At 54.9% G+C, this 24,940-nt stretch carries 25 protein-coding genes, 1 tRNA gene and 2 pseudogenes; 15 read left to right on the top strand and 13 right to left on the bottom strand.

The window, feature by feature from the left end; genetic code table 11:
- The first annotated feature begins 74 nt into the window (after nucleotides 1–74).
- Entirely contained in the window at nucleotides 75–1,727 is a 1,653-nt protein-coding gene (locus AT687_RS01365) for an acyl-CoA synthetase (protein ID WP_014306416.1), read from the top strand.
- A 367-nt stretch (nucleotides 1,728–2,094) separates the two neighbouring features.
- Here AT687_RS01365 and AT687_RS13265 read toward each other — a convergent pair whose 3' ends face one another.
- A complete protein-coding gene (locus tag AT687_RS13265) occupies nucleotides 2,095–2,223 on the bottom strand; it encodes a hypothetical protein (protein ID WP_256270423.1) in 129 nt (42 codons plus the stop codon).
- Between the two features lie 542 nt (nucleotides 2,224–2,765).
- On the opposite strand from AT687_RS13265, the gene AT687_RS12335 reads away from it, so the two are divergent.
- The 6 genes and pseudogenes from AT687_RS12335 to AT687_RS01340 all read left to right on the top strand — a co-directional run bounded on the left by AT687_RS12335 (nucleotide 2,766) and on the right by AT687_RS01340 (nucleotide 7,406).
- A complete protein-coding gene (locus AT687_RS12335) occupies nucleotides 2,766–3,101 on the top strand; it encodes an IS3 family transposase (RefSeq protein ID WP_014318596.1) in 336 nt (111 codons plus the stop codon).
- Between the two features lie 190 nt (nucleotides 3,102–3,291).
- On the top strand, nucleotides 3,292–4,695 hold the full coding sequence (locus tag AT687_RS01355; protein WP_047928725.1) for an IS30 family transposase: 1,404 nt from the start codon (nucleotides 3,292–3,294) through the stop codon (nucleotides 4,693–4,695).
- Between the two features lie 13 nt (nucleotides 4,696–4,708).
- Entirely contained in the window at nucleotides 4,709–4,855 is a 147-nt protein-coding gene (locus AT687_RS13465; protein ID WP_014303484.1) for a transposase, read from the top strand.
- The gene (locus AT687_RS13460) at nucleotides 4,788–5,015 is read left to right on the top strand and encodes an integrase core domain-containing protein (RefSeq protein ID WP_353430559.1); all 228 of its coding nucleotides are present in this window, start codon (nucleotides 4,788–4,790) and stop codon (nucleotides 5,013–5,015) included. The genes AT687_RS13465 and AT687_RS13460 overlap by 68 nt, the downstream gene beginning before the upstream one ends.
- 476 nt (nucleotides 5,016–5,491) lie before the next feature.
- On the top strand, nucleotides 5,492–6,001 hold the full coding sequence (locus AT687_RS01345; protein ID WP_014302843.1) for a hypothetical protein: 510 nt from the start codon (nucleotides 5,492–5,494) through the stop codon (nucleotides 5,999–6,001).
- A gap of 606 nt (nucleotides 6,002–6,607) precedes the next feature.
- Nucleotides 6,608–7,406: pseudogene (locus AT687_RS01340) on the top strand (S1 family peptidase).
- A gap of 48 nt (nucleotides 7,407–7,454) precedes the next feature.
- Here the strand turns inward: AT687_RS01340 and AT687_RS01335 are convergent.
- Nucleotides 7,455–8,153: an alpha-ketoglutarate-dependent dioxygenase AlkB family protein gene (locus AT687_RS01335; RefSeq protein WP_014318591.1), complete on the bottom strand. Its 699-nt coding sequence runs from the start codon at nucleotides 8,151–8,153 to the stop codon at nucleotides 7,455–7,457.
- Between the two features lie 135 nt (nucleotides 8,154–8,288).
- Between AT687_RS01335 and AT687_RS01330 the strand changes: the two genes are divergently transcribed.
- Nucleotides 8,289–9,446 carry a Fic family protein gene (locus tag AT687_RS01330; RefSeq protein WP_014318590.1) on the top strand — a complete coding sequence of 386 codons (1,158 nt, stop codon included), beginning with the start codon at nucleotides 8,289–8,291 and terminating at the stop codon, nucleotides 9,444–9,446.
- A gap of 61 nt (nucleotides 9,447–9,507) precedes the next feature.
- On the opposite strand, the gene AT687_RS11715 is transcribed toward AT687_RS01330, so the two are convergent.
- From AT687_RS11715 to AT687_RS01300, 5 genes and pseudogenes are all read right to left on the bottom strand, one after another.
- The gene (locus AT687_RS11715; protein WP_014318589.1) at nucleotides 9,508–9,753 is read right to left on the bottom strand and encodes a hypothetical protein; all 246 of its coding nucleotides are present in this window, start codon (nucleotides 9,751–9,753) and stop codon (nucleotides 9,508–9,510) included.
- Nucleotides 9,754–9,765: 12 nt separating this feature from the next.
- Nucleotides 9,766–10,946, bottom strand: a pseudogene (locus AT687_RS11710) (IS30 family transposase).
- Nucleotides 10,947–11,554: 608 nt separating this feature from the next.
- The gene (locus tag AT687_RS12330) at nucleotides 11,555–11,761 is read right to left on the bottom strand and encodes a hypothetical protein (RefSeq protein ID WP_021334824.1); all 207 of its coding nucleotides are present in this window, start codon (nucleotides 11,759–11,761) and stop codon (nucleotides 11,555–11,557) included.
- A gap of 445 nt (nucleotides 11,762–12,206) precedes the next feature.
- Nucleotides 12,207–12,533: a hypothetical protein gene (locus tag AT687_RS01305; RefSeq protein ID WP_014318586.1), complete on the bottom strand. Its 327-nt coding sequence runs from the start codon at nucleotides 12,531–12,533 to the stop codon at nucleotides 12,207–12,209.
- Nucleotides 12,534–12,539: 6 nt separating this feature from the next.
- Nucleotides 12,540–13,064 (bottom strand): hypothetical protein, encoded by a 525-nt coding sequence (locus tag AT687_RS01300; protein ID WP_014316306.1) that lies wholly within the window; start codon nucleotides 13,062–13,064, stop codon nucleotides 12,540–12,542.
- Between the two features lie 262 nt (nucleotides 13,065–13,326).
- Here AT687_RS01300 and rhuM (AT687_RS13260) point away from each other — a divergent pair, with 262 nt between their 5' ends.
- The 4 genes from rhuM (AT687_RS13260) (at nucleotide 13,327) to AT687_RS01285 (ending at nucleotide 15,416) form a co-directional block, all read left to right on the top strand.
- The gene (rhuM, locus tag AT687_RS13260) at nucleotides 13,327–13,572 is read left to right on the top strand and encodes a RhuM family protein (protein WP_014302837.1); all 246 of its coding nucleotides are present in this window, start codon (nucleotides 13,327–13,329) and stop codon (nucleotides 13,570–13,572) included.
- Nucleotides 13,496–13,927, top strand: a complete 432-nt coding sequence (gene rhuM / locus AT687_RS01295) for a RhuM family protein (protein ID WP_021334822.1) — start codon at nucleotides 13,496–13,498, stop codon at nucleotides 13,925–13,927. Before rhuM (AT687_RS13260) ends, rhuM (AT687_RS01295) begins: the two co-directional genes overlap by 77 nt.
- 289 nt (nucleotides 13,928–14,216) lie before the next feature.
- Nucleotides 14,217–14,426: a hypothetical protein gene (locus tag AT687_RS01290; protein ID WP_014306402.1), complete on the top strand. Its 210-nt coding sequence runs from the start codon at nucleotides 14,217–14,219 to the stop codon at nucleotides 14,424–14,426.
- A gap of 225 nt (nucleotides 14,427–14,651) precedes the next feature.
- Nucleotides 14,652–15,416, top strand: a complete 765-nt coding sequence (locus tag AT687_RS01285) for a tyrosine-type recombinase/integrase (protein ID WP_014302834.1) — start codon at nucleotides 14,652–14,654, stop codon at nucleotides 15,414–15,416.
- A 3-nt stretch (nucleotides 15,417–15,419) separates the two neighbouring features.
- On the opposite strand, the gene AT687_RS01280 is transcribed toward AT687_RS01285, so the two are convergent.
- The 4 genes from AT687_RS01280 to AT687_RS01270 form a co-directional block, all read right to left on the bottom strand.
- Nucleotides 15,420–15,827, bottom strand: a complete 408-nt coding sequence (locus tag AT687_RS01280) for a hypothetical protein (protein WP_021334821.1) — start codon at nucleotides 15,825–15,827, stop codon at nucleotides 15,420–15,422.
- Nucleotides 15,828–15,866: 39 nt separating this feature from the next.
- Entirely contained in the window at nucleotides 15,867–16,130 is a 264-nt protein-coding gene (locus AT687_RS13455) for an ImmA/IrrE family metallo-endopeptidase (protein WP_353959558.1), read from the bottom strand.
- Between the two features lie 420 nt (nucleotides 16,131–16,550).
- Nucleotides 16,551–16,626: transfer RNA gene (locus AT687_RS01275), tRNA-Thr, on the bottom strand.
- 97 nt (nucleotides 16,627–16,723) lie between these two features.
- Nucleotides 16,724–17,989 carry a DNA polymerase III subunit delta' gene (locus AT687_RS01270; protein ID WP_014318584.1) on the bottom strand — a complete coding sequence of 422 codons (1,266 nt, stop codon included), beginning with the start codon at nucleotides 17,987–17,989 and terminating at the stop codon, nucleotides 16,724–16,726.
- Between AT687_RS01270 and AT687_RS01265 the strand changes: the two genes are divergently transcribed.
- Nucleotides 17,988–19,514 carry an adenylate/guanylate cyclase domain-containing protein gene (locus tag AT687_RS01265; protein ID WP_014318583.1) on the top strand — a complete coding sequence of 509 codons (1,527 nt, stop codon included), beginning with the start codon at nucleotides 17,988–17,990 and terminating at the stop codon, nucleotides 19,512–19,514. The two genes, AT687_RS01270 and AT687_RS01265, sit on opposite strands and share 2 nt — an antisense overlap.
- A 4-nt stretch (nucleotides 19,515–19,518) precedes the next feature.
- On the opposite strand, the gene AT687_RS01260 is transcribed toward AT687_RS01265, so the two are convergent.
- Nucleotides 19,519–20,418, bottom strand: coding sequence for a DUF4862 family protein (locus tag AT687_RS01260; protein ID WP_021334819.1), 900 nt, complete (start codon nucleotides 20,416–20,418; stop codon nucleotides 19,519–19,521).
- A 106-nt stretch (nucleotides 20,419–20,524) separates the two neighbouring features.
- Here AT687_RS01260 and AT687_RS01255 point away from each other — a divergent pair, with 106 nt between their 5' ends.
- Both AT687_RS01255 and AT687_RS01250 read left to right on the top strand, forming a co-directional pair.
- Nucleotides 20,525–22,561: a sialidase family protein gene (locus AT687_RS01255; RefSeq protein WP_014318581.1), complete on the top strand. Its 2,037-nt coding sequence runs from the start codon at nucleotides 20,525–20,527 to the stop codon at nucleotides 22,559–22,561.
- Nucleotides 22,562–22,647: 86 nt separating this feature from the next.
- Complete coding sequence (locus AT687_RS01250; protein WP_021335438.1) at nucleotides 22,648–24,624, top strand: OPT family oligopeptide transporter; 1,977 nt, start codon at nucleotides 22,648–22,650, stop codon at nucleotides 24,622–24,624.
- A gap of 74 nt (nucleotides 24,625–24,698) precedes the next feature.
- On the opposite strand, the gene AT687_RS12550 is transcribed toward AT687_RS01250, so the two are convergent.
- Nucleotides 24,699–24,845, bottom strand: coding sequence for a hypothetical protein (locus AT687_RS12550; RefSeq protein WP_162139728.1), 147 nt, complete (start codon nucleotides 24,843–24,845; stop codon nucleotides 24,699–24,701).
- Between the last annotated feature and the right edge of the window lie 95 nt (nucleotides 24,846–24,940).

The raw sequence follows: 24,940 nt of genomic DNA, 5'->3' as shown, positions 1-24,940 counted from the left end.
GCGTAACATCGGGGTCACTTCTGCATATAAACCGCTATGTCATACAAATTGTCTTTTATAGGAGTTTTCCTTACATGCCCCAGATTGCGCCACTGCTGACAACGCTGACGTCGATGGCACGCCACATGCCCACGATCGCCGCATCAGGGCTCCTCAGCACCGAGGGCAACCCCCTCGCAGCGCTGAGCACTCCAGCCACCATGGCACGATATCGCTTCACCACCGCACGTGAAGTAGAACAAGCAGCCCGCGTGTGCCCCAACCGCATCGCACTTATCGACGACGACGGCCGCCTCACCTACCAAGAACTACGCGACAACTCCCGCGCCCTAGCCCGCTACTTTTACCAGCTCAATAGCAAGGACCTCCGCATCGGCGTGATGGCCCGCAACGGCCGCGGCAGCATCTACCCGCTCACCGCCAAAGGCTACGCAGGCGCCTCCATCTACCTGCTCAACATCGGATCCTCCCGCGAACAACTCGACGGCTGCATCCGCCGCGACGGCATCAACCTGCTCGTCATCGACGAAGAATTCCTGCCACGCCTCCCCGAAGACATCCAGATCCCCGTGATCGTGGCCCACCGCGAAGCCGAACCGCACCCCCGCGCTGCGGAATGCCTCGACCTAGAGGAGATCGTCGCAACGCACACCAGCGGAAAACTACCCGTTTTCCCTCAACACGGCGCCATTGTGCTCATGTCCTCCGGCACCACCGGCATCCCCAAGGGCGTCATGCGCAACGAGCCTAAAGCCCCCACAATCCTGGGCGCTGTACTCAGCGAGATTCCGTTCCGCACCAACATGAACGTCCAGCTCACCGCATCGGTGTTCCACACTTGGGGTTGGGGAATCTTGAACCTGAGCTTCGCGATGCGCTGCACCGTGGTCACCCGCCGAATCTTCGACCCCGAACGCACGCTTCGCGACGTCGAACGCTTCAAAATCCATGCGATGATCTCCTCCCCGATCTTCCTCAAACGCTTCTTCGAAGTCGAAGGCCAAGAAGACATCGACTGCTCCAGCCTCGAATTCATCTTCTCCTCCGGCCACGCCCTATCCCCATGGCTCGTCGATGCCGTCCACAACCGCTTTGGCAAAATCCTGTGCAACCTCTACGGCAGCACCGAGATCTCCGCAGCAGCCATCGCCAACATGGAAGAAGTAGCCAAAAACCCCACCGTTGCCGGCAAGATCTGCGAAGGCACCACCGTGCGCATTCTCGACGACAACGACCAGCCCGTTCCCGCCGGAACCGTCGGCCGAATCTTCTGCTACAACAACACCACCCTTAACGGCTACACCGACCCCCGCATCCCCATTAAGCGCGTCGGCGAACTCGTCCAGATCGGCGACCGCGGCTACCTCGACGAACGCGGCCTACTGTACGTGCTCGGCCGCACTGACGACATGATCATCGTCGGCGGCGAAAACGTCTTCCCACGGTCCGTAGAAGAAGTCCTCGAACCCATGCCAGGTATCCAAGACCTCTACGCCAGTGGTGTGGACGACGATGAAACCTTCGCCCGAATCGCCGTGTGGATCGTCAAAAGCCCCACCGCCGCAGGCGAGGCGCTGACCGAAGACGCCGTCCGCGACTGGGTACGCAACAAGCTTGCCGACCACTCCATCCCCCGCGATGTGCACTTCATCGACGAGCTCCCCCGCAACGCCACCGGCAAAGTAATGCCGCGCATGCTGCCAGGGTTTTCCCAACCCACCGCATAAGAAAAAGCCGAGGCCCTAGATCCTCGGCTTTATTGGTTAGCGGCAATTCTTAAACGGCTCTTCTGGTTTTAGAGTGCATTGATTAGTTCGCTGGGGTTCGGGCGTGGCTGGCTTGGCTGGGATTGGCTGGCGTTGGTGGGCGTTGGTGGGCGCGCCACCCCCGCTCACCCCCGAAAAGACGGCACTTCACACCAAATCTGCTCAAACGGCCGGTTTGGAAGCGATTTGGTGTGAAGTGCCGAGAAAAATCCTTCGAAATACCCCCGTTTAGTGGTGCTTCCGGTTTTAGAATGCATTGATTGTGTGTCGGATGTAGGCGAGGATGTCCTTACGGCGCTTGTTCATGGGCTTGCCTAGCTACGCGATCTTAGCGATCCTGGGTGTCTTTCATGCCAACAAGCGGGTCAATAAGCGTGCTCATGGCTTTGTTGGCTGCTTGCTTGTTGGTAGTAGTACTAGGTCTGTTGTAATGGTGCGTAGTCGTTGTCGAAGTCAAACAGTTTTTCAAGCCTCCCACGGGGCTTGTCACCGGCTAGGCGTACAACGTGGAACGGGGTCTATGACTTGGGTATTGAAGTGCCCCAGGTTTTGTTCCGTTTGAGTAGATGGGAAAATCTTCGAACATGCCAAGGAAAATTTGACCAAGATGCCAAAGACCGTGTAGTGCGCCTCGTGGCACACGGCGAGGCAATGGGCGCAAGCCCGCTCGACGTGAAGGACGTTTTACTGAACGGTTGCCTGAGGACCTTGTGGCAGAGGCGCCAAGCTGCGTCGAGAAAACCATCAGCTTCGCGACACCAACGAGTTGTTGAAAGCCGCCTCAGCTTTTTTCGCCTCACGACCAGGCCTAAAACGTTAAGAAATGATTCCGATTCATCGATGAGTATTGGAATCGTTTCTCTGCCTTGCTCATCTGCCAGACGTTAAACATCCACCGTGAAGGCGGTTTTCTTAGCTTGCGTGGGTACCGCCAATCCAAGGCTCGGGACTTAAGTGCCCGTAGTCTTCGCGACGCCGCCCTTGTAGGGCATATTCGTGATGTGCATTTCCGAAAATTACGGTGTGTACGGCATCCGCAAGATGTGGCACGCCCTTCGCCGCGAGGGAATCGACATTGGACGTGAGCACACAGCCCGCCTCATGCGCCTTGCAGGAGTTACTGGCAAAGGCAAAGGCGGAGCGCCAATCACAACGCGCAAACCCAAGGACCCAGATCTTCGCCCTGACTTGGTCAATCGTGAGTTTAAGGCCCTGGCCCCCAATCGGTTGTGGGTGGCCGACATTACTTATGTGCGCACCAAGACAAGGGTTCGTGTACACCGCGTTCGTAACCGATGTGTACTCTTGGAGGATCATCGGGTGGGTGCTGTCTGATTCGATGCGCACTTCAAGCCTTGCTACTGCAAGCACTAAACCAGGCCATTGTGTGCGCCAAGGAAACAACGGGCTTGATTCACCACTCAGACCACGGCTGACAGGGTGGATTCAATTGGTTGTCGCAACACCCTGAGCATGGAGGTGTGAGAAGGTGGCTACCAAGGACTGGAGTAAGAAGACCAGTGATATGCCGGTGGGGGTGCGGCGTCAGTGGCGTGCGGATCGGGCGTTGCGGCCTGCGATGCGTTCCCCGGGTAGGCCGGTTCCGTCACGGGCGGTGCAACGCCAGTTCTGGGGTCTGATCGCGACGGGAATCACCACTGCGCAGGCCGCCCTTCAGGTGGGGGTGTCCGTACCGGTGGGAACGAGGTGGTTCCGTCATGCTGGTGGAATGAGACCGTTAGCTTTGGACGAGCCCTCGGGGCGGTATCTATCGTTTGCTGAACGAGAGGAAATCGCGATCCTGTGGGAGAAACAGACGGGTGTGCGTGAGATCGCTCGACGGATTGGCCGCAATCCGGCGACGATTTCTCGTGAGCTACGGCGTAATGCTGCCACCCGTGGTGGCAAGCAGATTTATCGGGTAGGGGTGGCCCAGTGGAAAGCTCAGGAAGCCGCTAAGCGTCCCAAACAAGCAAAACTCGTGGATAATCCGCGCCTGCAAGACTATGTTCAGGAGCGTCTTGCTGGGACGGTCCGAGATGAAAACGGGGTCGTCATGGCGGGGCCTGATACGCCTGCGTGGAAGGGCCGGAGCAAACCTCACAGGGCAGACCGACGGTGGTTGACCGCGTGGAGCCCGGAGCAGATATCGCAGCGGTTAAGGATCGACTTCCCTGATGATGAGAGTATGAGAATCTCCCATGAAGCGATCTACCAGGCGCTCTATATTGAGGGGCGCGGGGCGCTGAAGCGTGAACTCGTGGCCGCACTGCGGACTGGGCGGGCCCTGCGTAAACCCCGCGCCCGGTCCAAGAGCAAGCCTAAAGGTCATGTCACCGCCGATGTTGTCATCTCTAACCGGCCCCCGGAAGCCTCGGATCGGGCGGTGCCCGGGCATTGGGAAGGAGACTTGATCATCGGTACCGGCAGGTCAGCGATCGGGACCGTGGTCGAACGCTACAGCCGGTCGATCCTGCTGGTGCACCTGCCCCGGTTGGACGGCTGGGGTGAACAACCAAGGACGAAGAACGGACCTGCCTTGGGTGGGTACGGTGCTGAAGCGATGAACACCGCCCTACAAACCGTGATGAAAGATCTACCGTTACAACTGCGTCAAACGTTGACCTGGGACCGCGGAACCGAGCTCGCTGACCATGCCGCTTTCACTCTAGCCACGGGCACGAAAGTGTTCTTCGCGGACCCACACTCGCCATGGCAACGTCCCACGAATGAGAACAGCAACGGACTCCTACGCCAGTACTTTCCCAAGGGTACCGACCTGTCTCGATGGACAGCCCAAGACCTCGCCGCCATCGCCTACACGCTCAACAACAGACCAAGAAAAGTCCTTGGATTTCGAACCCCAGCCGAAGTCTTCAATGAACAACTACAATCAATTCAAAACAACAGTGTTGCAACCACCGATTGAATCCAAGCAGTATGTGAGCATCGTCTACAACGAGCGCTTGGCTGAGCACGGGATTGCCGCTTCTACTGGGACAGTAGGCGACTGCTATGACAATGCTCTGGCTGAAAACGTTAACGGCCCCTCACAAGAACGAGCTGATCCACACTCGCAGGTGGGATGACGTTGTCGAGGTAGAAATCGCGACGCTCGAGTGGATGTCATGGTGGAACCAGACGAGGCTTCACCAAAGCTTGGGGTACCGCACCCCAGTTGAAGTGGAAACCGAATTTTGGAAGCAGAACCCGCAACAGGGAATAATAAAAATCAAGGCAAATGCCTAGGAACAAAACTCGGGGCACTTCAGTGCGTGGCCACGGCCAGGGGGTCACGGAGGGCAAAGAGGGGAAGAAAAAGATCAATCCGGCACCGAGACGGAGAAGCGGGGCACCGACGGCAGCACGGGGCGAGACGCGCACCGAGGACGCGGAGAACAGGCACTAACGGCACCGAAGATCGACTAGCGCGCCGGTACAGCTGTACGTTCATACGGTGGTACGCCACTCACGACGTAAATACAGACATATCTAAGAAGTCACGTGTCACTTAAAAAGGCATAGAGTGTTAACTAAACATTAAGAATAGGTATATAAAAGGTTACTTTGAAATGAATATCAGGTTAACTATCTTAGCGTTTTTCTGAAGCGGTCACATAAAATCATCTACCTGTCGCGAGGCTTAGACTCAGCCAGTACTCTTATGATTGGCCAATGGAAATGGCCACCAATAAACGGTAGATCACTTTATGAAATGAGAGATCATGAAGAAATTCGGGCTTCTCTCTATTCCGCTCAGCATGGCGTTGATTCTATCTGCAGTTGAATCTCCCGCAAATGCCCAGTCATCTATGTCATCAGTGCCTCAGACCTTAGGGGCAACTTCAAGTCTCGGGATTCCCGATGATGAAGTTGAACAGCTGCTAACTGCAATTGACTCCATTCCAGACGAAGTACTTGCTGAAGGTGACGAAGCCACAGCCGAATGGGTTCAAGAAAATCTAGCTTCCAAAGAGATTGTGCCCTATATCGCTACTGAAGTAGCATGTGCAGGGGCCATTTTGTGGGCAATTGGATCGACCTTGCTGCCCGTCGCAAAGATCATCAAAATTAAGAAAGCCATCAAAGCTTTAGGTGGTGTAAAAGCTGCTGTTTCTCAGCTAGCACAAAAGGGATTCAACTGGCCCAGCATTCAACAGACCGGAGGAGCGCTTCGTGACTTAGGTGCTGAACTAATCGGCGTGGCCGGGGTTTCTGAATACTGTTTCAACTAAGATACAGTAAAAGCGGAGGCGTGAATGGATGTAAATATAAGATACAGTAAAAGCGGAGGCGTGAATGGATGTAAATAAACTATACCTCATATCTTCAGTGATTATGGCAATTGCGGGAATCGTCGTGCTTTTTAGCCGAAATTTTCTTGCAGCCAGCGCTATGCTTATCGCCTCAGGGTTAGCCGCTGACATTTACCGCTTGAGGAATAATATGAGTGGAAATCAACGGTAATTTCAGAAGACTTGCCTACACCTTTAGCTAGCGACCACCATTGGTGGTCGCTAGCTTTTTGATGGCTTAAGGGACATTTGGGCATCCGTGTATCGCACATTAGTCATACAGGAAATCCTCCAAGATTTCGTCCGCATGCCCGACCAGACACTACAGCACCCACATAGCTTCTCGATTGTCTTGCGGAGCGGGAGTAGGTAGCTCACGTGCTACCGCACGGGGAACCGTATATTGCTTATGGTGTGCCCATTACCCACCGTTGGTGCTATGATCCGAACGGAAAAAGTCAGTCGTATTAGTGAATCACCGTTCCGCCGCGCGAGAACGCAGGGCTCCAACAAGCGTGTGGTTCCACAAGATTGCAAGGATGTGTAATGCGGAAAATTGTTACTCTTGCTGCAGCAAGCTTGCTGGGTATTGCGGGTACCAGCGGTGTTCTTGGTGCGGCAACAGCCACCGCACTGACAAATGGCACGCCCGTCTCCCCTGAGGACGATACCGCTGCCGAAGGCGTGGTTCAAGTGGCTAGTTGTACTGGCACCGTGGTTGCTTCTCAGTGGGTGCTGACCGCCCAGCATTGCGTCGAGGTGCCCAATTTGCAGCGGCCGGTCTATGTTGGCACCACCCGCGAGCAGCAACAACGGGAAGAAAATACGTTCACCTCGGATTACGCAGTGTGGGCACCGCACGGCGATGTGGCGTTGGTGCATGTCACCGATGCGCTGCCGCAGCGTCTGGTCCGCGCGGTTCGCCGCGCACCGGTGAGCTTTGGTGAGCAGGGACGCGTGTACGGCTGGGGTGCTGGCACCGGCGAGACGCTGCAGTATGCCCGCGCTGCGGTTGGTAAAACTTCTTCCGGAGTTCGGCCGCAGGGCAACCAGCATGGTGCATTCATCGTGCAGTATTTGGACGAGGCTAAAGCCGGGCGTGGCGATTCCGGCGGGCCGCTTTTTGTCAACGGTGAGGTTGCTGGGGTGACCTCGTTTAAGGCTCCTCAAGGTGGTGGGCGTTTCTCGCTGTTTGCTTCGCTGCATGGGCTAGGCGATTGGATTGCGCAGACCACCGCCGCCAAGCCCGAGAACCCGAATTCCAAGAATCAACAGTCCCAGCAACCACGTAGACCGTAGCGGTGCTGGTGGCGGTGGCTCCAGCCTGGGTCTGTCGTCTTCTTAGCAAGTCTGCATTCACGGTTCCCTAGGCAATCTTTGAGCAAATCCCTGTTTAACGCCCCTGTACGTTCGGCGCCGCAGAAACCTGCCGGATCGTGATGTTAATCCTGCCTTGTTCCAGCCCGCAGCCGTCGGGAAGCGTGGCATCATTCACGCGCACCACCCCGTGATAAGCAAAACGCTTCGGCCCACCGAAAACCACCAAGTCGCCGGAGCACAGAGTCACATCGTCCCAGGGTTGGGTGCGTGATTCGGTGTGTCCCATCCGAAACAGTGCTTCGTCGCCAATCGATACTGAAATGACCGGCGCCCGCGATTCCTCAAATTCATCGACGTGCATGCCCATCCCGGAACCCGGCGGATAGTAGTTGACCAGCACCATCTCTGTCACGAAGGCCTCTACCCACGGGGCTAGTTCTTCGGCAACCTCCGCTGCTGCGCGCAACGCTGCCGGCGCCAACGCAGCTAGGCTGTCTGGCACTGGCGGGACGGTGGTATCCGCAATCTTGTCGACGTACCGGTAACTCGGATAATGCCAGTACCTGCCTAAATGCAGCTGATACACGCTCATTTGCCCGCCGGATTTTAGCGTCGGGCGCAGCATCGCCATCGGAGTATCCGCGTATGTGCGGGCGATCTCGCGGATCTCGCGCACTAGCTCCGCTTGCTTGTCGACGCCCAACCAGCCCGGCAGGTGCGCTACGCCCGGCGCGATGCGCTCACTCGGGCGCGGCAGAGAATCAAACAACATGCTCTCACCGTATCGGCTGCTGTGGGCTGTGTCGACGGGTGGCAACCCACAGCGGGCAGCAACTGCTCAGCGGTCGGCTCCCCGGCGACGAGCGCGCCCCCGATATGTTTACGCAATCGACATTAGAGATGTTTAATGTCGATTTTTCGCCCAAAAATCGACATTACTCACCAATATGTTTATTCTTTCGACATGAGCAGCACCACGTTCGACCCCAACCGTCCTTTCAACGAGCTTCCACCTCTGCCCCCTGCCCAAGTCGTCGAAACCGTTCCGGTGCTCAAAGCGATTATTGCTGCAAAAGAAAAGCTTGCTGAGCTACGCACCGCTTGCCAGCTTATTCCCAATCCGGAGATTCTTACTTCCACGATTCCGTTGCGCGAAGCACGCGCGTCTACAGAAATCGAAAACATCGTAACCACAAACGATGAGCTTTTCCGCGCTGCCTGGAACGTTGACGCAGAGCCGACCCCGGCAACTAAAGAAGCTCTGCGTTATAACGCCGCCTTGCATGCGGGCTTGGAATCGATCGGTCAACGGCCACTATCTGCCAAGACCACGCAAATAGTCTGCGGAACTTTGCAAAGCGATGAACCGCACATTGCGCCGTTTCGCTCTTACCCTGGAACATTCATCGGTAACCCGCATACGCAACAGCGCATCTACACTCCACCTGAAGGGCGAGAAGTGATTGAGCAGCACTTATCGCGTTGGGAGCGCTATATCTATAGCGAGCATGACGTTGATTCTTTGGTAAAGATGGCTCTGTTGCATTATCAGTTCGAAGCCATCCACCCGTTTACCGACGGTAACGGACGCACAGGGCGTATCCTCAATGTGCTGTATCTGCTGCAAGAAGCCCTGCTTCCGTTCCCTGTGCTTTATTTATCCGGCTATATCGTGGAGAACAAGGCGCAATATTATCGTTGCTTGAACCGAGTGACAACGGAATCTGCTTGGGAAGATTGGCTTTTGTTTATGATCCGCGGCGTGGAGATTGCAGCCACCGACGCCGCTACTATGATCGCGGACTTACGTCAGGTACAAGATGAGATCACGGCTGTTATCCGCGATGCGGGCATTATTAGTCCGGCTAAAGAAATGTCTGAAATCACGATGGTGCGCCCGTACCTACGCATTCAGGATGTGGAAGACAGCGGACTAGTGAAAAGACAAACGGCCACAACGTGGCTTAATCATCTGGTTGATATTGGGGTGTTGAGTGAAACTAAGCGAGGCCGTCAGCGCATTTTCATTAACGATGCCGCATTGCGCGTACTCACGCGGGAGTAAGGTCCACGACGACTTTAAGTCTGTCTATGCTTGCCGACGCCACCGCCAATCAACCCGGTGATCAGCGCAAATACTCACACGCTGCCGAGACCAACGCCCTGGTGCCGGTTTCTAGAGTCGGCTGCAGAACCGGCGCGAATTTCGGGCTGTGGTTCGGGATGCTCACACCTTCTGGCGCCCCACCCAGTAGCCAGAAGCAGTACAGTGTGCCGAAGGCGTCGGCAAGCACGGAGAAATCTTCCGAGGCCGTCAGTGGTTCGATGCGGCGCACATTCTTCTCGCCGGCGGGTTCTAGGGGTGGTTGCAACGGTTGATGGTTTTAGGCAAGCAGCTTGAGGATCCGCTCGCTGGGTTTATCGTATTCTAACGTCTTGCGTGGTCGATCGTTTAACTCTTCTGCGACTGCGTCAAGATAGTCTTCTGGGTACTGGGATAAATCGGTAGCTTTTGGGAAGTACTGTCGTAGTAAACCATTGGTGTTCTCGTTTGTGCCTCGTTGCCAAGGACAATGAGGATCGCAGAAGAAAACATCCATATCTAAGGAGTAGAGATGTTCTTGTGCAGCGCCATTTCAGACCCCTGATCCTAGGTAAGGGAGTTACGTAGTAGTTTTGGAAGTCCTTGCATCTTTTTCACGATCGCTTCTTGAACGCTGCCGGCATCATGGTGATTAGGAAGATGTAGCAAAATTGTGAACTGGGTTGTACGCTCTACCAACGTGCCAATCGCGGACTTATTGCCGGCACCGCATATCAAATCCCCTTCCCAGTGTCCTGGAATGATCCGTTCATCGACCTGTGCCGGGCGGCAAGCAATCATTGCCATGGGGTCTTTAAAACGGGGTGTGCGCTGCTGGGGTTGTTTATGCGGTTTACGCCTGCTACGCCCTGTACGCAGCATCTTTTTAACCTCTAGCTTTAACTGTCCACGGGCATGAACATACATCGCTTGGTAAATGGTTTCTACACACATATTCATTGCCGGGTTATCAGGATAGTTTTTCTTCAGCCACCCGCTAATTTGCTCCGGGCTCCAGTGTTTCTTTAACCCGTCCTCCACCAGTTGAAACAATAGCGCACTGCGGTTAATCTTGGCTGGCTTAGGTCTTTTCCTGGCTTGTATTACTTGCTGGTCAGCGTGATATGGCTGATAGTCCCCTGTTATTGGGCTACGATGTTTATTTACCTCGCGGCTGATTGTTGACGGTGCCCTGCTTAACTCTCCGGCAATCGCGCGAATACTTTTACCTGCATGAAGCCTATCAGCGATAATGATTCGTTCTTGCAGGCCTAGATAGTACGGTCCAGCATTTTCAGGGATCTCCATTTTTGCACAGTACCAGGCAACGCTAGCCTTTTCGTTACGCCCGCTCGAGCAGTCACGTCCATTACGCCATACTTTCCCGGTACGTTTGGAAACGCCCACTACTTTGGCTGCTTGCGTAAAATTCAGTCCCTGACGCAAAAGCTCTACATAATGCTCACGCCGAGCAGCACACATTTTTGAACGGGGCGGGTAAACAACACCCGCATACTCATACAGCACCGTTGAAACATCCTTTCAATCTCGGTGTTGCAACCACCACTAGAACCCAAGCCTCCAGTTACAATTCCATCCTCGACGGCATCGATGCTGAGATCGAAAAACCGCAGAGCAAAAGCCGCCGATCCATTAGAAGAGAACTACATCTAGGAGATCAAATGAATCCTGTGGAAGCAGCACTTGAATCACTCTCCAACAAAATGGGGATCACAATGATCGAGCGGCGGGCTAATGAATGAATTGCGCCTGCGATAGCTGCTGAGCTTGGTGTTCCCCCACAAATGTTGAGTATGCGGATGGATCTTTATACACGAGGGCGAATTACGGCTCAATCGTGTTTGCTTACTGAACCAGAGACAAGGCCTTTCCCAGCACACGCAAGTGACGGCAATGTTTACTGATGCAAACGGTTTATTAATGATCATGGGCGGGAATCAACGATCAATGAGGTCGTTGCTAGTGAGATTGGCAAACGCATCGGTGCGCGTGTTCGTCAATGGGCAGTAATCCATGTTCCAGAAACGTTTGTTGGATACCGTGTCGGAGATGCTACTCGCAGGTATTCTCTAGATGGCACGCCATTGTTCGGTTCCCTTAATCTCGAAGGTGCGGTCCTTGAGACTGATCCGGCTGCTATTCATCATGTTCTCGATGACAGCAATCACAATGAGATTCCTAAGCTCATCGCACTGTGGGCACTGTGCAATGTTCAGGAGGATCTTCAGTTTCTCTACGATACTAATAATGATTACGAGATCTGGTCTATCGATCATGGCTTTTGGTTCGATTCGCTTCCATTTCCTTGGCAGCTAAGTCCTGTAGAGCAAATAGCTGGTCGTATTCAGGTTCCACGACTTACAGCGCGTATACCAGCAGAATCTTGGAACAAGGCCATCGCAGCAATCAGTAAACTGGATAGTTCTCTTATGAGTAGAAAAGAAAATGACCCCTACCTGCATATATACCTATATTGTTCGCTGTCTGTTCGCTTTTAAGCATTGAACACCCCTGAGCCTCTTTTCTTGTCAGCTCCTTCGGCGAAATTGCGCACTTAGTCGACCGTCTCTTCTGCTACACAGAAGACAAGCTTTTCGGCGCACCAAAACAAGTAAATACCGACCCACAAATATCCAGCAATGCAAAACCCCAACCCACATATACTGTGGACTGGGGCTTAATCGCACAACCGGAGGACTCCAAACCCCCAGCCTCAGTTTGCTATAGATAATCAGCAACAAATAATACAACCGCCCCAGCAATAATGAGTCCTAATCCAAACGCTGGTAAATCAATCATATGTGCCAGATTAAGAACATGCACTACAGAACCAACTGCAATGATCCCAATCGCTGATTCACTCTCCTTATTTTTCGTTTTTCCAAGACGACGCGCCAGCACTACCGCTACAACAATAAAAACCACTGCATCAAATGCAAAAAACCCATGGCAAAAGATAGTGTAGACAGAAGAAAAAAACACAAGGATAACGCAGACTACCGGCGCCAGCCTGGAATTCCTCATCGAGAGTGAATCAATCTTTTTCATTTTGAATTATGCACACTTTTCTTGCGGAGCACGCTTCCAGCCAATGTTTATAAATTGGCTTAAATCGTAACAGGTTTGATCAGAAAGAATTGCATGTCTAGAGGCTATTTTATTCCAAGCCGCCGAAGCAACAGCAGAACACGCTGCCCCCGCCTTCCATCCTGCAAAACGTGAACAAACTGCACCAGCAAACCCTGAAGAACCGAGAGACCAAAACTCAGCACCGGTAATATAAATACGTGGACCCCAATTCCATTCAAAATTGATATATGGAGTTACCGTGGTTAAATCATCATTCCAAGCAACCACATCGTACTCAACGGTAACTCCATTACTGGTGTTACGATATGTTTCTATAGTATATCCAGGAAATTCTTGTTCAGCTTCTTTTAAAAATCCTTCATTCAGTAATTGATCACGCCGTTCATTAGGTTCACGAGACAATTCCAACGACGACACCCGCCGTTGATCAACAGTCCCATTCGTCACCACCTCATTAGGCACTTGTTCAGAAGTTACAGCATGAGCCATTCCAGATGCCCCTGCCAAGACTAAAAATGATGCAGCGCCAGCAATAAACTTCCGCATGACACATCACCCCCTCCACTAAATGAAATTCATGATCATCACGACGATTTAAACATAACATCTTTTTGAACAATGTTTAACAAATTTTCTTAAAAGTAATTTTCATGTCACCCAATTTTCCCATGGAGAACTGGACCAAACCAAATGTAAAAAACTTTTACAACAGCAAGGTCAGGATCGTTCTATCAATCACTACAACATAAATATGATCCTCGCGGTTGGGTACCAAGTCCGAGGCGTGCGCGGGACGCAATTCCGCAAATGGGCTACAGAAGTCCTTAGCGAATACCTCACCAAAGGTTTCGCGCTAGATGATCAGCGTCCGAAGAATGATGGAGTAGATACGCACTTTGACGAGTTGTTTGAGCGGATCCGTGAGATCACGGATTTCCGAGCGTCAATTCTTCCGCAAAATCTGCGACGTCATTGCTGCTACCAGTGCCGACTATGAAGAAATCAAATCCTATAAAGAGGTCAAAAATTTCTTCGCAGGAATCCAAAACCGGCTTCACTTCGCAACCCATGGAAATACCGCTGCGGAACTTATCTGTCTGCGTGCAGACCACACAAAGCCGAACGCGGGCTTAACCAACTGGACTGGTGAACAGCCGCACAAGGGCGATATGAGTATAGCCAAGAACTTCCTCAACTACGCCGAAGATCAAGCAGAGAGGAAAAAGACTCTCCTGTTAGATGACTGGATGAAGAAGACAGACGCATGGCTTGTCTTTAATGAGCGCCATGTCCTCCATGGTTTTGGGAAGCGAAGCCATAAGCAGGCAATCGCAAAGGCGCAGGCAGAGTGAGACGCTTACCAGCTACGCTTCGATGCAGAGGTAAACACGATGGATATGAAAGCAGTTGAAGCAGAAGTCAAAGCACTCAATCGAGGTGACCACTCGATTGACTAGCCAACACAACAACACCGCAATGTATATCCTCATCTCAACCTAGCGGGGTTGGTCGGAATTTCCGATAACTAAGAAACTCCCTTTCACACTCAACTTGGCAGAAGATGTGAAAGGGAGCTGAGCAGGGATTGAACTATTCGGAAATTCTAAACAGTTTATCCCCGACAAGGAAGAAGTCCACCCCATGGCATTCGTGCGCGACCTCTGGACAAAACCCAACCCCAACGCAACATCGAGAACCAAAAGAATACGCTCTGCTCGATGGGGAAAAGGCAAACGCTGGCAAGCTGTCTGGGTAAAAAACGGCAAACACGTCACCACCTCATGCCACACCAAAGACGAAGCTGAACTTCACATCGCACGCGCATCCGTTGGCCAAGCCGATGGCACCTAGATTACTAAAGACAAACTCGATGTCACACTCCAAGACATGTGGGATGTATGGATCGCGTCAAAACAAGGACGCACAGAAAGCACCAAAGCTGGTTACATTGCTGCGTGGAAACACATCCAACCCGTCTTCGGAAACACCGCATGTTGGAAAATTGAATGAGCAAAAATAGCAGCCTAGATCCCTACCGTCACCACCACCAAAAGCAGCAAGCATAACCAACCCCGTGTGATCGGCTCCGGCTCGCAACGCAAAATCGGAATCGTCATCAAAGCACTCCTCGACCAAGCCGAAGAACTCGACATCATTAACAAAAACAAAATCCGTTGCACCGATATCCCCCGCCAAGGAAAAGCAGAACGCCGCTACCTCACCATCCGAGGAATCGACCGCCTTTTAGCAGCTGCAATACCCATGAACGAAGTAGCACTCATGCGCAACGTTTTGTTATTCACCGGTCTTCGCCCAAGGGAAGCAAAAGGATTGAAAGTCAAAGACCTCGACCCCATGCGCGGTAGGCTGTCCATCCGTCGTGACGTCGACGATCTCGGAAACCCCGATGAAACAAAAACCAGAAACCACCGCGGCGTCCCCATCGGTGGTGACCTCCTTTTCGATCTCGACGACCAAGCAGAAGGAAAACAACCACATGACTGGCTCCTCACCGATGAAACCGGCCATGTGTGGACATCCACAAAATGGCGCAGGCAGTGGGCAACCATCTGCACTCATGCACACATATCAGGCCTGACAACCTACGAGCTACGACACACAGCAGCATCATTGGCGATTGCAGCCGGTGCTGACGTGAAAACCGTTCAACTTATGCTTGGACACGCAAGTGCTGCCACGACCCTTGACACCTACGCACACTTGTGGGAAACCGGACTAGATTCCGTTCCCGGCGCGATGAGTGCTCATTTGCAGCGTGAGCGTGAGAGGTTAGCGTTGCGTGAGCGTAGGCGTGTTGAGTGTGAGTTACAGGTTATTTAGTTTTTAGATGATTGTTTTGCATGCGATGAGGGTGGCGATTATTCCCATTAGGGTGAGGATGGAACACATCATGATTAGATCGTTCCAATAGCAAACCTTATATAGAGATAGGTGTTGTTCAATGCAGTTTTTGAAGCGTTTGTCTGGGCTCCATTCTGCAGGAAAGTTATTGCCGCTTAGGAATTGGAAGTACGCGATTCTTGGGTGCCACCGGGTCAGTGACGTATAAAACGCGGGTGATTGGAATTTGCTATCTATGTCTTTTCGGCTTGGAGTGGCACTGGGGTGTTCGGGTTTTTCAATTGCCCTTTTTGTGGCGGGGTCGATATCTTTATTTTCTTTAGCGGCTTTTGCTGGGGGCTTGTCGAAATTGCTTTCTTCCGCTGAATCCTGGGGTTTTACATCTGGCACGTTGTATCTGGGTTCTTTTTGAGGCGTTCTGCGCGTTTTTTACTGCTGGTTGCGAGACTCCGAAGTGGATTGCGGTAGCAAATTCGCCTTTTTATCTAGAATTTTTGAGAATTCGCGTGCTGGCATTAGCAATGATCCGGCGAATTCATCAGCATAAAATTCGTGCAGGTCACATTTACCGTTGTTTCGGTAATCAATGAATGAGTATTCGACGTCTTTTCCCAGGTGTTCGCGTTCGACTAGATGGCCTATTTCGTGGGCGAGTGTGAAGCGTTGTCGAACTTCTGGCTCATTTGAGTTGATGTATATTTTTGGGTTTTGTTCATCTTCTTTGACAACGACTCCGGAAATGGTGGGATCGAGGGGCGGAATTCGACTGAGGCTCCAAGGGTTGCAGCTAGCTGTACTAGTCCGGAGACTCCTGAGTTTCCGATTGGGAGTGATCTGAGAATTTCAACTGCGCGCATTCGTGTATCTTCATATAGCAGCATCTCGATCACTCCTCTCTGTCTGTCAATATGATAACCCGTTCATGCATGAATTAAATAGATGTTTTGGGATTGTTCCTCCATGGTTCTTATGTCATTTTTTGCAAAATCTGTTCGCTATTTGTTCGCTTTCTGTTCGCTACGGGACGCAATCACCTGCGACAACATGCAACATGCAGCAGTTGTGAAGCAAAAGGAAAACCCAGCTAGAAACCATATTCTAGCTGGGGTTTTGTGGAGCCGCCTGCGAGAATCGAACTCGCGACCTTTTCATTACGAGTGAAGCGCTCTACCGACTGAGCTAAGGCGGCACGGATAAAACGTATGGGTGTGTTATCCGGCGACAACTATACCGTATGGGTTGCCAAAATATGAAAACCGCAGAGCATGAGCGGGGTGCTGCGCCGGTTAGGTGGCTCCGCAGGCGATTCGGATGCGTCCGAGCATGGCGTCGAAGGCGGCTTCGGGGCGCACGTTGTTCGGGATTTGTTCGCGGCAGATGGTGATGGCGTCGAGGCAGGCAACGAGTCCGGCTAGGGGGACGCGTTGGGCGAGTTCGGCGGATAGGCCGCTGAGGTCGGGGTGGATCAGTCCGACTGTGGCGTGGGTGTGGGTCATGATGGCGTCGCGGTAGATTCCGGAGAGGTCGACGAGTGCCATGTCGAGGTGGTCGCGGACGAAGCGGGTTTTGCGTTTCTTTTGTAGTGCTTCGAGGTCGCGGATGGCGGAGTCGGCTCCGCGGAGGGCTTTGTGTACTCCTTTGCCGCGGGATCCCATGCCGAGGGCGTTGCGGAGTTTGTCGATTTCTTCTTCGTTTTCTTCTTTGAGCTGGGCTTCTGCTTGTTTTGTTATTTGTTTCACTAGGCTGCCGCCGGCGCGGAAGGCTTGGTCGCCGTGGAAGACGAGTTCTGCGATGTTGAGCACTGCGGAGCGTCGCATTTGGGCGTCTTTGTTGGTGGCTAGCCAGCGTGCGCGTCCGATGTGTCCACCGGTTGTGGCTGCTGCTAGGCGTGCTGCGGGTTCGGGGATGGCTCCGTCGCGGGTGAGTACTGCTACGGCTTCGTCGATGGAGGGTTGGGGGACGTAGAGGTGGCGGCTGCGGGAGCGGAGTGTGGGGATGATGTCGGTGGGGTCGGTGGAGGGTGCGCAGAGGATGATGACGGTGTGTGCTGGGGGCTCTTCGACGGTTTTGAGCAGGGCGTTGGCGGATTCGGGGGTGAGGCGGTCGGCGTTGTCGAGGATGACTACTCGCCATTGTCCGACGGTGGGTCGTTTTGCGGCGGGTTCGACGACGTCGTCACGCATCATTTCGACGGGGATGGAAAGTTCTCGTGGGACGATGTGGAGGACGTCGCCGTGGGCGTCGTGAAGCACGGCGCGGCATTGTTCGCAGCGCCCGCAACCGACCATGGTGGGGTCTGTGCATTCGAGGGCGGCGGCGAATGCGACGGCCGCGACGGAGCGCCCTGACCCGGGTGGGCCGGTAAATAGCCATGCGTGTGTCATGGCGCTGCCGATGTCGTGGTTGCGTGCGGCGCGCGCGGCGGTTCGCAATATGGGGGCGATGTGTTCGCTCACGCCCATCTGCGCAAAGATGTCCGACCCAGTTATTTCCGTGCTCATTACTTCAATAGAGTATCGCTTGTAGTAGCCGACCGTTAAAGTAGTGGGCATGACCAAACTATGGCGCGCCTTCAAGTGGCTGTTTAAGACTTCGTGGCCGTTATACGCAACCACGGTATTGGGCTCCAATGTGTTGGGCGCGGTGGGGGTCATGTTGTTCCTGAAGTACTTGGTGCCGCTGCCAGAGTTTGACCAGTTCACCGATGAAGCCAGCTACCTACCTGATCTGGGCATTGGTTATTTGATCCTGGCGGTTATTTTTGGTGGCGCGGTCACCTTTTTGTTGTTTCGTCCGGTGTTGGACTGGCAGCGCCATCCGGATACGCATGATCCAAACATGGTTCGTAATTTGGTGATGCGTATCCCGATCTACCAGGCGGCGTTGTGCAGCGTGGTGTGGGCGCTGGGCATTGTGGTGTTGGCGATTGCCGCTGGGCAGACTTCGCCACGCTTGGCATTGGCCATTGCGGTGGCTTCGACGCTTAGTGGTGCTGTGATCGTGGTGCTCACCTACTTGGAGGCGCAGCGGTTGGTGCGGCCGGTGGCAGCAACGGCGCTGGCTCGTCGTTTTGAGGATTCCACGTTGGAGCCGCCGATTACTTCGCGTCTGCGGCTCACGTGGGCGTTGACTAGCGCGGTGCCGATCATTGGCATTTTGTTGATGGTGATGGGCCACCACTTAGGCATGTTTACAGATAATGTCAGCGACATTATGCCTGCGGTCATTGCGTTGGCTATGTCCGCGCTAATTACCGGATTTTTGGGTACTACCCTTTCGATCATGAGTGTGGTGGATCCGATTTTGGAGCTGCAGGGGGCGATCAATCGGGTGCGTCGCGGGGATTCGGGTGTCCAGGTGGACATTTACGACGGCTCCGAGATCGGTGTGCTTCAGGCCGGCTTCAATGAGATGATGCGTGGTTTGAAGGAGCGCCAGCGTGTGCGCGATATTTTCGGCCGCTATGTGGGTGTAGAGGTTGCCCGGCGCGCTTTAGAGGAGCGCCCGCAACTAGGCGGCGAGGATCGTGAGGTTGCCGTTGTGTTCGTTGACGTGATTGGTTCGACCACGTTCGCCGTCAACCATGATCCAGAAGAGGTTGTGGAGGAGCTCAATCGTTTCTTTGAGCATGTGGTGGAGGTTGTGCACCGCAACAAGGGCATTATTAATAAGTTCCAAGGCGATGCTGCGCTGGCTGTTTTTGGTGCGCCAGTCACGCTTTCCGACGCCACCGGCCACGCCCTCACCGCCGCCCGCGAGCTGCGTCAGGAGCTCATGGGCTTACGCCTTGAGGCCGGTATTGGTGTTGCCTCTGGTCACGTAGTGGCCGGTCACATCGGTGGTCATGATCGCTTTGAGTACACGGTGATCGGTGACGCTGTGAATACTGCGGCGCGTCTGACGGAGATCGCCAAGAACACCCCTGGTCGCGTGCTCACCAACTCTGCTACGTTGCAGCGCGCCAACGAGGCGGAGCAGGCACGGTGGACGATGATGAAGTCCGTGGAGTTGCGTGGTCGTTCTTTGATGACACAGCTTGCACGGCCTATTCGCCCAACGTTGGCGGATCGTTCCTAATTAGTTAGCGGAGGTGTCGCGTGATGTGGCCGAGCATGGTTACTCGTGTTGCCACGTCGGCTTCCGCGGCGGCTTGGATCTTGGCACCGTGGTATTTCTGTGCCCCGCCTGCGGCGCTGAGGCATTCTGCGATGCGGTCATCGTCCATGAGTGATGCTGGCTCGTCGACGTGGTGTGGCAGATGTAGGTCGGCCCATGCAGCGCCGAAGGTGTTTTCTTTGTCGCCGGCACCGGAGAACATCACGCCTTCGAATACGCCCTCAGCGACGAGTGCTTGGATGTGCCGTGCTGGCAGTTGGGTATCGTAGGCTTCCATTGCGGAACGCCCCCAGTTCACGGTGATGCCGATGCCGGTTTCTTTGGCGATGGCGATTTCTTGCTCGATGCTAAGGAAGCGCTTTTCGCCGGTCACGGCCTCGTTGTAGCGGTCGCAGTGCTCGATGATCAGGCGGGGGTCGTCGTTGTCCATGCCCTCGAGTAGTTCGCTAAGTGAGCGGAGGAACTGGTCGCGGTTGGCGGTCACGCTTGGTGCGGAATGGATGTGGATTCCTGCGATTACGCGGTGGCCGGCTGCGTCGTCAAGCGCGCGGGCGCTGTCGATGATGCTGCGGGTGAAGGCGATGGCGGCGTTGCGTCCGTCGTCATCTGGGGAGGCGAGGCCGAAGGTGCCGCCGTCCCAGACGCGCATCATGGTGCCGGGGATCGCGGTGATGATGGAGTCGGTGAATCGTCCTGCGAGTTGGCTGGCGAGCCACGCGGGGTCGTCGTGAATGCTGTCGCGGAATGGAAGTTCAAGGCCGGTGGCTTCAAGATCGGCGTGGAGGCGATCGTAGAAAGTTTCTTGGTCGGCGCGCGTGGCGGGTAGTGCTGCGTAGGCACCGATGACTAGTGGTGTGGTGTTCATGGTTTTCCCCTTGCAAAAGTGCGGTGGCATCGTAACAATTATGAGCGTACTCCAGACGTCAGACGTCTGATCCCAAAGAGTGACCAACACCCTTGAAAGTAACCCCATGACCACCACAACCGGCGCACTCACCATCACTTTCGCCACCACCTGCGACGGGCCACTCGCCCACATCCCCCACCACCTCGACCTCAACATCATCCACGGACGCATCCAAGGCACCACCGCCCACCGCCGCATCGACGCCGAAGACCCCGACGGGCTTGACGACGGCCTCCCGCACCACCTATGCCTCAGCGTGGACACCACCGGAACCCACCTCTTTATCGACGGCTACGAGGCATTTTCCACCACCCAAACCGAATGGTTCGACACCTCAGAACTCACTCTCAACCCCCACGGCGACCTCACCATCATCGATCACCAAATCCTCAACCACGCCCCCACCCCACGGCAAGCGCGCAACCTCGCACCGGCAGCCGAACCCCTCGTCTGGTTCGCCGGCAGCCACCTCAGCACCCGCGACACCCAGCGCATATCGCACCTCACCCACGGCTCCCTGCGGCTACTTATGAAAACCCGCGGCACCGGCCAAGGTGGCGTGGCATTCCAAGCGCACACCATCAATGGCGACCTCACTCTCGAAATCATTGACGGCACCCTCATATTCAGCGTGCGATGCCACGACGAAGACTACGTGCGCATCACCGCGCCGGGGCGCTGGGATGACGGTCAGATTTACGACGTCGTCATCGTATGTGGGCGCGGCGCCACCGACATCTACGTCGACGGCCAGCAACTCATCCACAGCCCAGGGGCCGCCTTCTTTAATGACCTGTCAGGCGAGCTCTCCGTCCATATTGGTACTGCCGCCAGCGGTGTGCGCCTTTTCGGCGAGGTGCAATCGGGCATGATCTACCCCCACGTGTTCAACCATCACCAAGTCCAGCGCCTCGCCACTGTCGAACCGATAGCCACCCAAGCGCTATTCGACTGCCTCCTCGACGGGGCACAAAGCTACCGCATTCCCTCGCTGATAACCACGGATTCCGGTGTCATTATCGCCGGCGCCGACAAGCGCGTAAGTATTGCTAACGACGCCCCCAACGACATCGACTTCGTACTACGCCGAAGCGTGGATGGCGGCCGCACATGGCAACCGCCACGCACAATCCTGCAGCTCCCCGACACCGCCTGCGTTACCGACTCCGTCCTGCTCCAAGACCACACTACCGGCCGTATTTTCGCCTTTCTTGACCAATTCCCCGCAGGGATCGGCCAACCCAACGCCGCCTTCGGCACCGGCTTCGACGCAGACGGCAACCGCATTGGACACTTTGCCGACGGCAGCACCTGCACCATGCCACGTGAGGTGGATCAGCTGGAGGCGTCGTTTTTCAGCGATCCCCACACCGCACCCCCAGGCATCGTTTTCCAACACCCCAGCTGCCACTTATGGATGCTCACCAGCGACGACGACGGCCTCACTTGGAGCACCCCACGCGATCTGACCCCAGATGTCAAAGAAGAATGGATGCGCTTTTGTGGCACCTCGCCAGGAAACGGCATCCAGCTACAACGCGACACCCATGCGGGTCGACTCCTTATCCCGATGTACTACACCAAAGGCGACCAGTTCTTCGCCGCCGCACTCTACAGCGACGACCACGGCGACACTTGGCATCGCGGCGAATCCCCCGACCTCGAGATGTATGAATCCACGCTGGTAGAGGCAAGCGACGGCAGCGTGCTGCTCTGGGCACGCAACCAGCACCCCTCCGGTGCGGTGGCTCATGCACGCAGCACCGACGGCGGCCACTCGTGGTCACAGGTCACGTTCAACCCGAACGTTCCAGAGATCTTCTCCCAGCCCAACGCACTGCGCGTGACCAACCCCGATGGCATCATCTTTGCCAACGCCTCCCAATTGTTGCCGTTTCGTGGGCGCGGTGTGCTCCGCATGTCTACTAACGACGGCGCCTCTTGGCAGCACAATCGCGTGTTTAATCCTCGACACTACGTGTATCAGTGCATGACCCAGCTTCCCGACGGTTCCATCGGTCTATTGTGGGAACGCGAAATGCAGGGACTGTTTTTCAGCATCATTCCCATGACATGGATCATGCAAGGCTATGCCCTTTAAAAAGGTCACAATTTTCTTTTCAAATATTCTGCACATACGCTAATAAAGTTCATTGCTTTTCCTCGTTCCGAGAGAGGATCCTCGTCGTGTCTCAACCCGACATTCACAAACCTAAGGTGAGCTCGCCTGTGCGCGAACTCACCTTGCGTGCCATCATCATCGGTGGCCTGATCACACTGGTCTTCACCGCAGCAAACGTGTACTTGGGCCTCAAAGTAGGTATCACCTTTGCCACGTCTATCCCTGCTGCCGTGATCTCCATGGCAATCCTGCGTAAATTCGCTGGTCACACGATTCAAGAAAACAACATCGTGCAGACCATCGCCTCTGCCGCAGGAACGCTGTCCGCGATTATCTTCGTCCTACCGGGTCTTATCATGGTCGGCTGGTGGACCGGCTTCCCATACTGGACCACCGCATTCGTCTGCGCCCTCGGCGGCATCCTCGGCGTGATGTACTCCATCCCGCTGCGCCGCGCCCTTGTCACCGGCTCCGACCTGCCTTACCCCGAAGGCGTGGCCGCAGCTGAGGTGCTCAAGGTGGGCGACGACGCCTCCCAGGTCACTGACCACGAAGAAAACAAGCGCGGCCTCGCCGTGATCATTGTGGGTGCTCTTACCTCTGCCGGATACTCCCTCCTAGCCGCCATGAAGGCTGTCACCGCGGAAATCATCGGCACCTTCAAACTCGGTGCTGGTGGCACAATCTTCGGCTCCAGCCTGTCGCTAGCACTGATCGGTGTGGGCCACCTCGTTGGCCCTACCGTTGCGATCTCCATGATCGTTGGTCTGATCATTTCCTACGGCGTGTTGCTTCCTTACTTCTCTGCAGCTGACATCGCAGCCGGCGGCGAACTCGCTGAAGTCGTGAGCACCACCTTCGTCCAAGAGGTTCGCTTCGTGGGCGCTGGCACCATGGCCGTTGCCGCTATCTGGACCTTGATCAAGATCATCGCCCCGATTGCAAAGGGCATCAAGGATTCCCTCGCATCCTCGCGTGCCCGTGCCGCAGGTAACAACGTTGACATCACCGAACGCGACATCCCATTCACCGTCGTGTTGGGAACGATCTTGGCTTCCATGCTGCCTATCGGCGCACTGCTCTACCTGTTCGTTCACGCCACCGAGATCTCTCACCACACCAGCACGCTGATCATCTTGAGCATCGTGTTCGTCCTCGCCATCGGCCTGATCATCGCCGCAGTGTGCGGCTACATGGCCGGCCTGATTGGTGCATCCAACTCCCCAATTTCAGGCGTGGGCATCATCGTGGTGCTGGCCTCCGCACTGCTAATCAAGTTCGTCACCGGCAACGAGTCGCAGTCCAACGCCCCAGCACTAGTGGCCTACACCCTGTTCACCTCCGCTGTGGTCTTCGGTATTGCCACCATTTCTAACGACAACCTCCAGGACCTCAAGACCGGCCAGTTGGTTTCCGCAACCCCATGGAAACAGCAGGTCGCTTTGATCATCGGTGTGCTGTTCGGCTCGATCATCATCCCTCCTGTACTGCAGCTCATGCTGAACGGCTTCGGCTTTGTCGGTGCCCCAGGCGCTGGCGAAAACGCACTGGCTGCCCCACAGGCCGCACTGCTGTCCTCTGTTGCCAACGGCATCTTTGGCAACTCCCTCGACTGGAGCCGCATCGGCTTGGGCGCCATCATCGGTGTCTGCGTGATCATCTTGGATGAGGTCCTGCGCCGCACCAAGGGCTGGTCACTGCCACCACTGTCCGTGGGCATGGGCATCTACCTGCCAATCGCACTGACGCTGATCATCCCCATCGGCGCATTCATCGGCCTGTTCTACGACAAGTGGGCAGCACGCCAAGCTAACCCAGAGGCCTCCAAGCGCATGGGTATCCTGCTTGCTACCGGTGCCATTGTTGGTGAATCCCTCTTCGGTGTCTTTAACGCCGCTATCGTTGGCGGATCCGGCAAGGACGAACCACTAGCACTGTTCGATTTCGGTGCTGCCACCCAGTGGATCGGCCTCGTTGTCTTCGCGATCATGGTCACTGTTTTGTACAAGTGGCTGCGCACGAAGTCCACTGAAGCTGCCTAAGCAGCCCAGCTAGTACAAGGGAGATCGGCCTCGTTGATTTGAGGCGGATCTCCCTTAGATGTCTTGGACCCATATTAAAGATAGAGGTGGGCTTTACACCCTGGGGAATGTATGGCGCTGTCGTCGTCGCCGGCGATCACCAGCGAGGTGCGAGCGTCGGCATGCTCCGGACGCGCAAGCTCGCCCAAGTGGCGGAAATTAATGTTGCTAAAAGCCTTCACTACCTTCGCCTCTGGCACCCGATCCTGCAGAATCGGCGAGGTCGTGATTTCCCTACTATCGAGCTGCTTCTTCTGCGGTGGCGGCCCGCGCGTTC

The organism is Corynebacterium diphtheriae, assembly GCF_001457455.1.
Taxonomy (GTDB): Bacteria; Actinomycetota; Actinomycetes; order Mycobacteriales; family Mycobacteriaceae; genus Corynebacterium; species Corynebacterium diphtheriae.
Note: the sequence above shows the minus strand (reverse complement) of the source record. Positions and strands in the feature narration are given on the sequence as shown.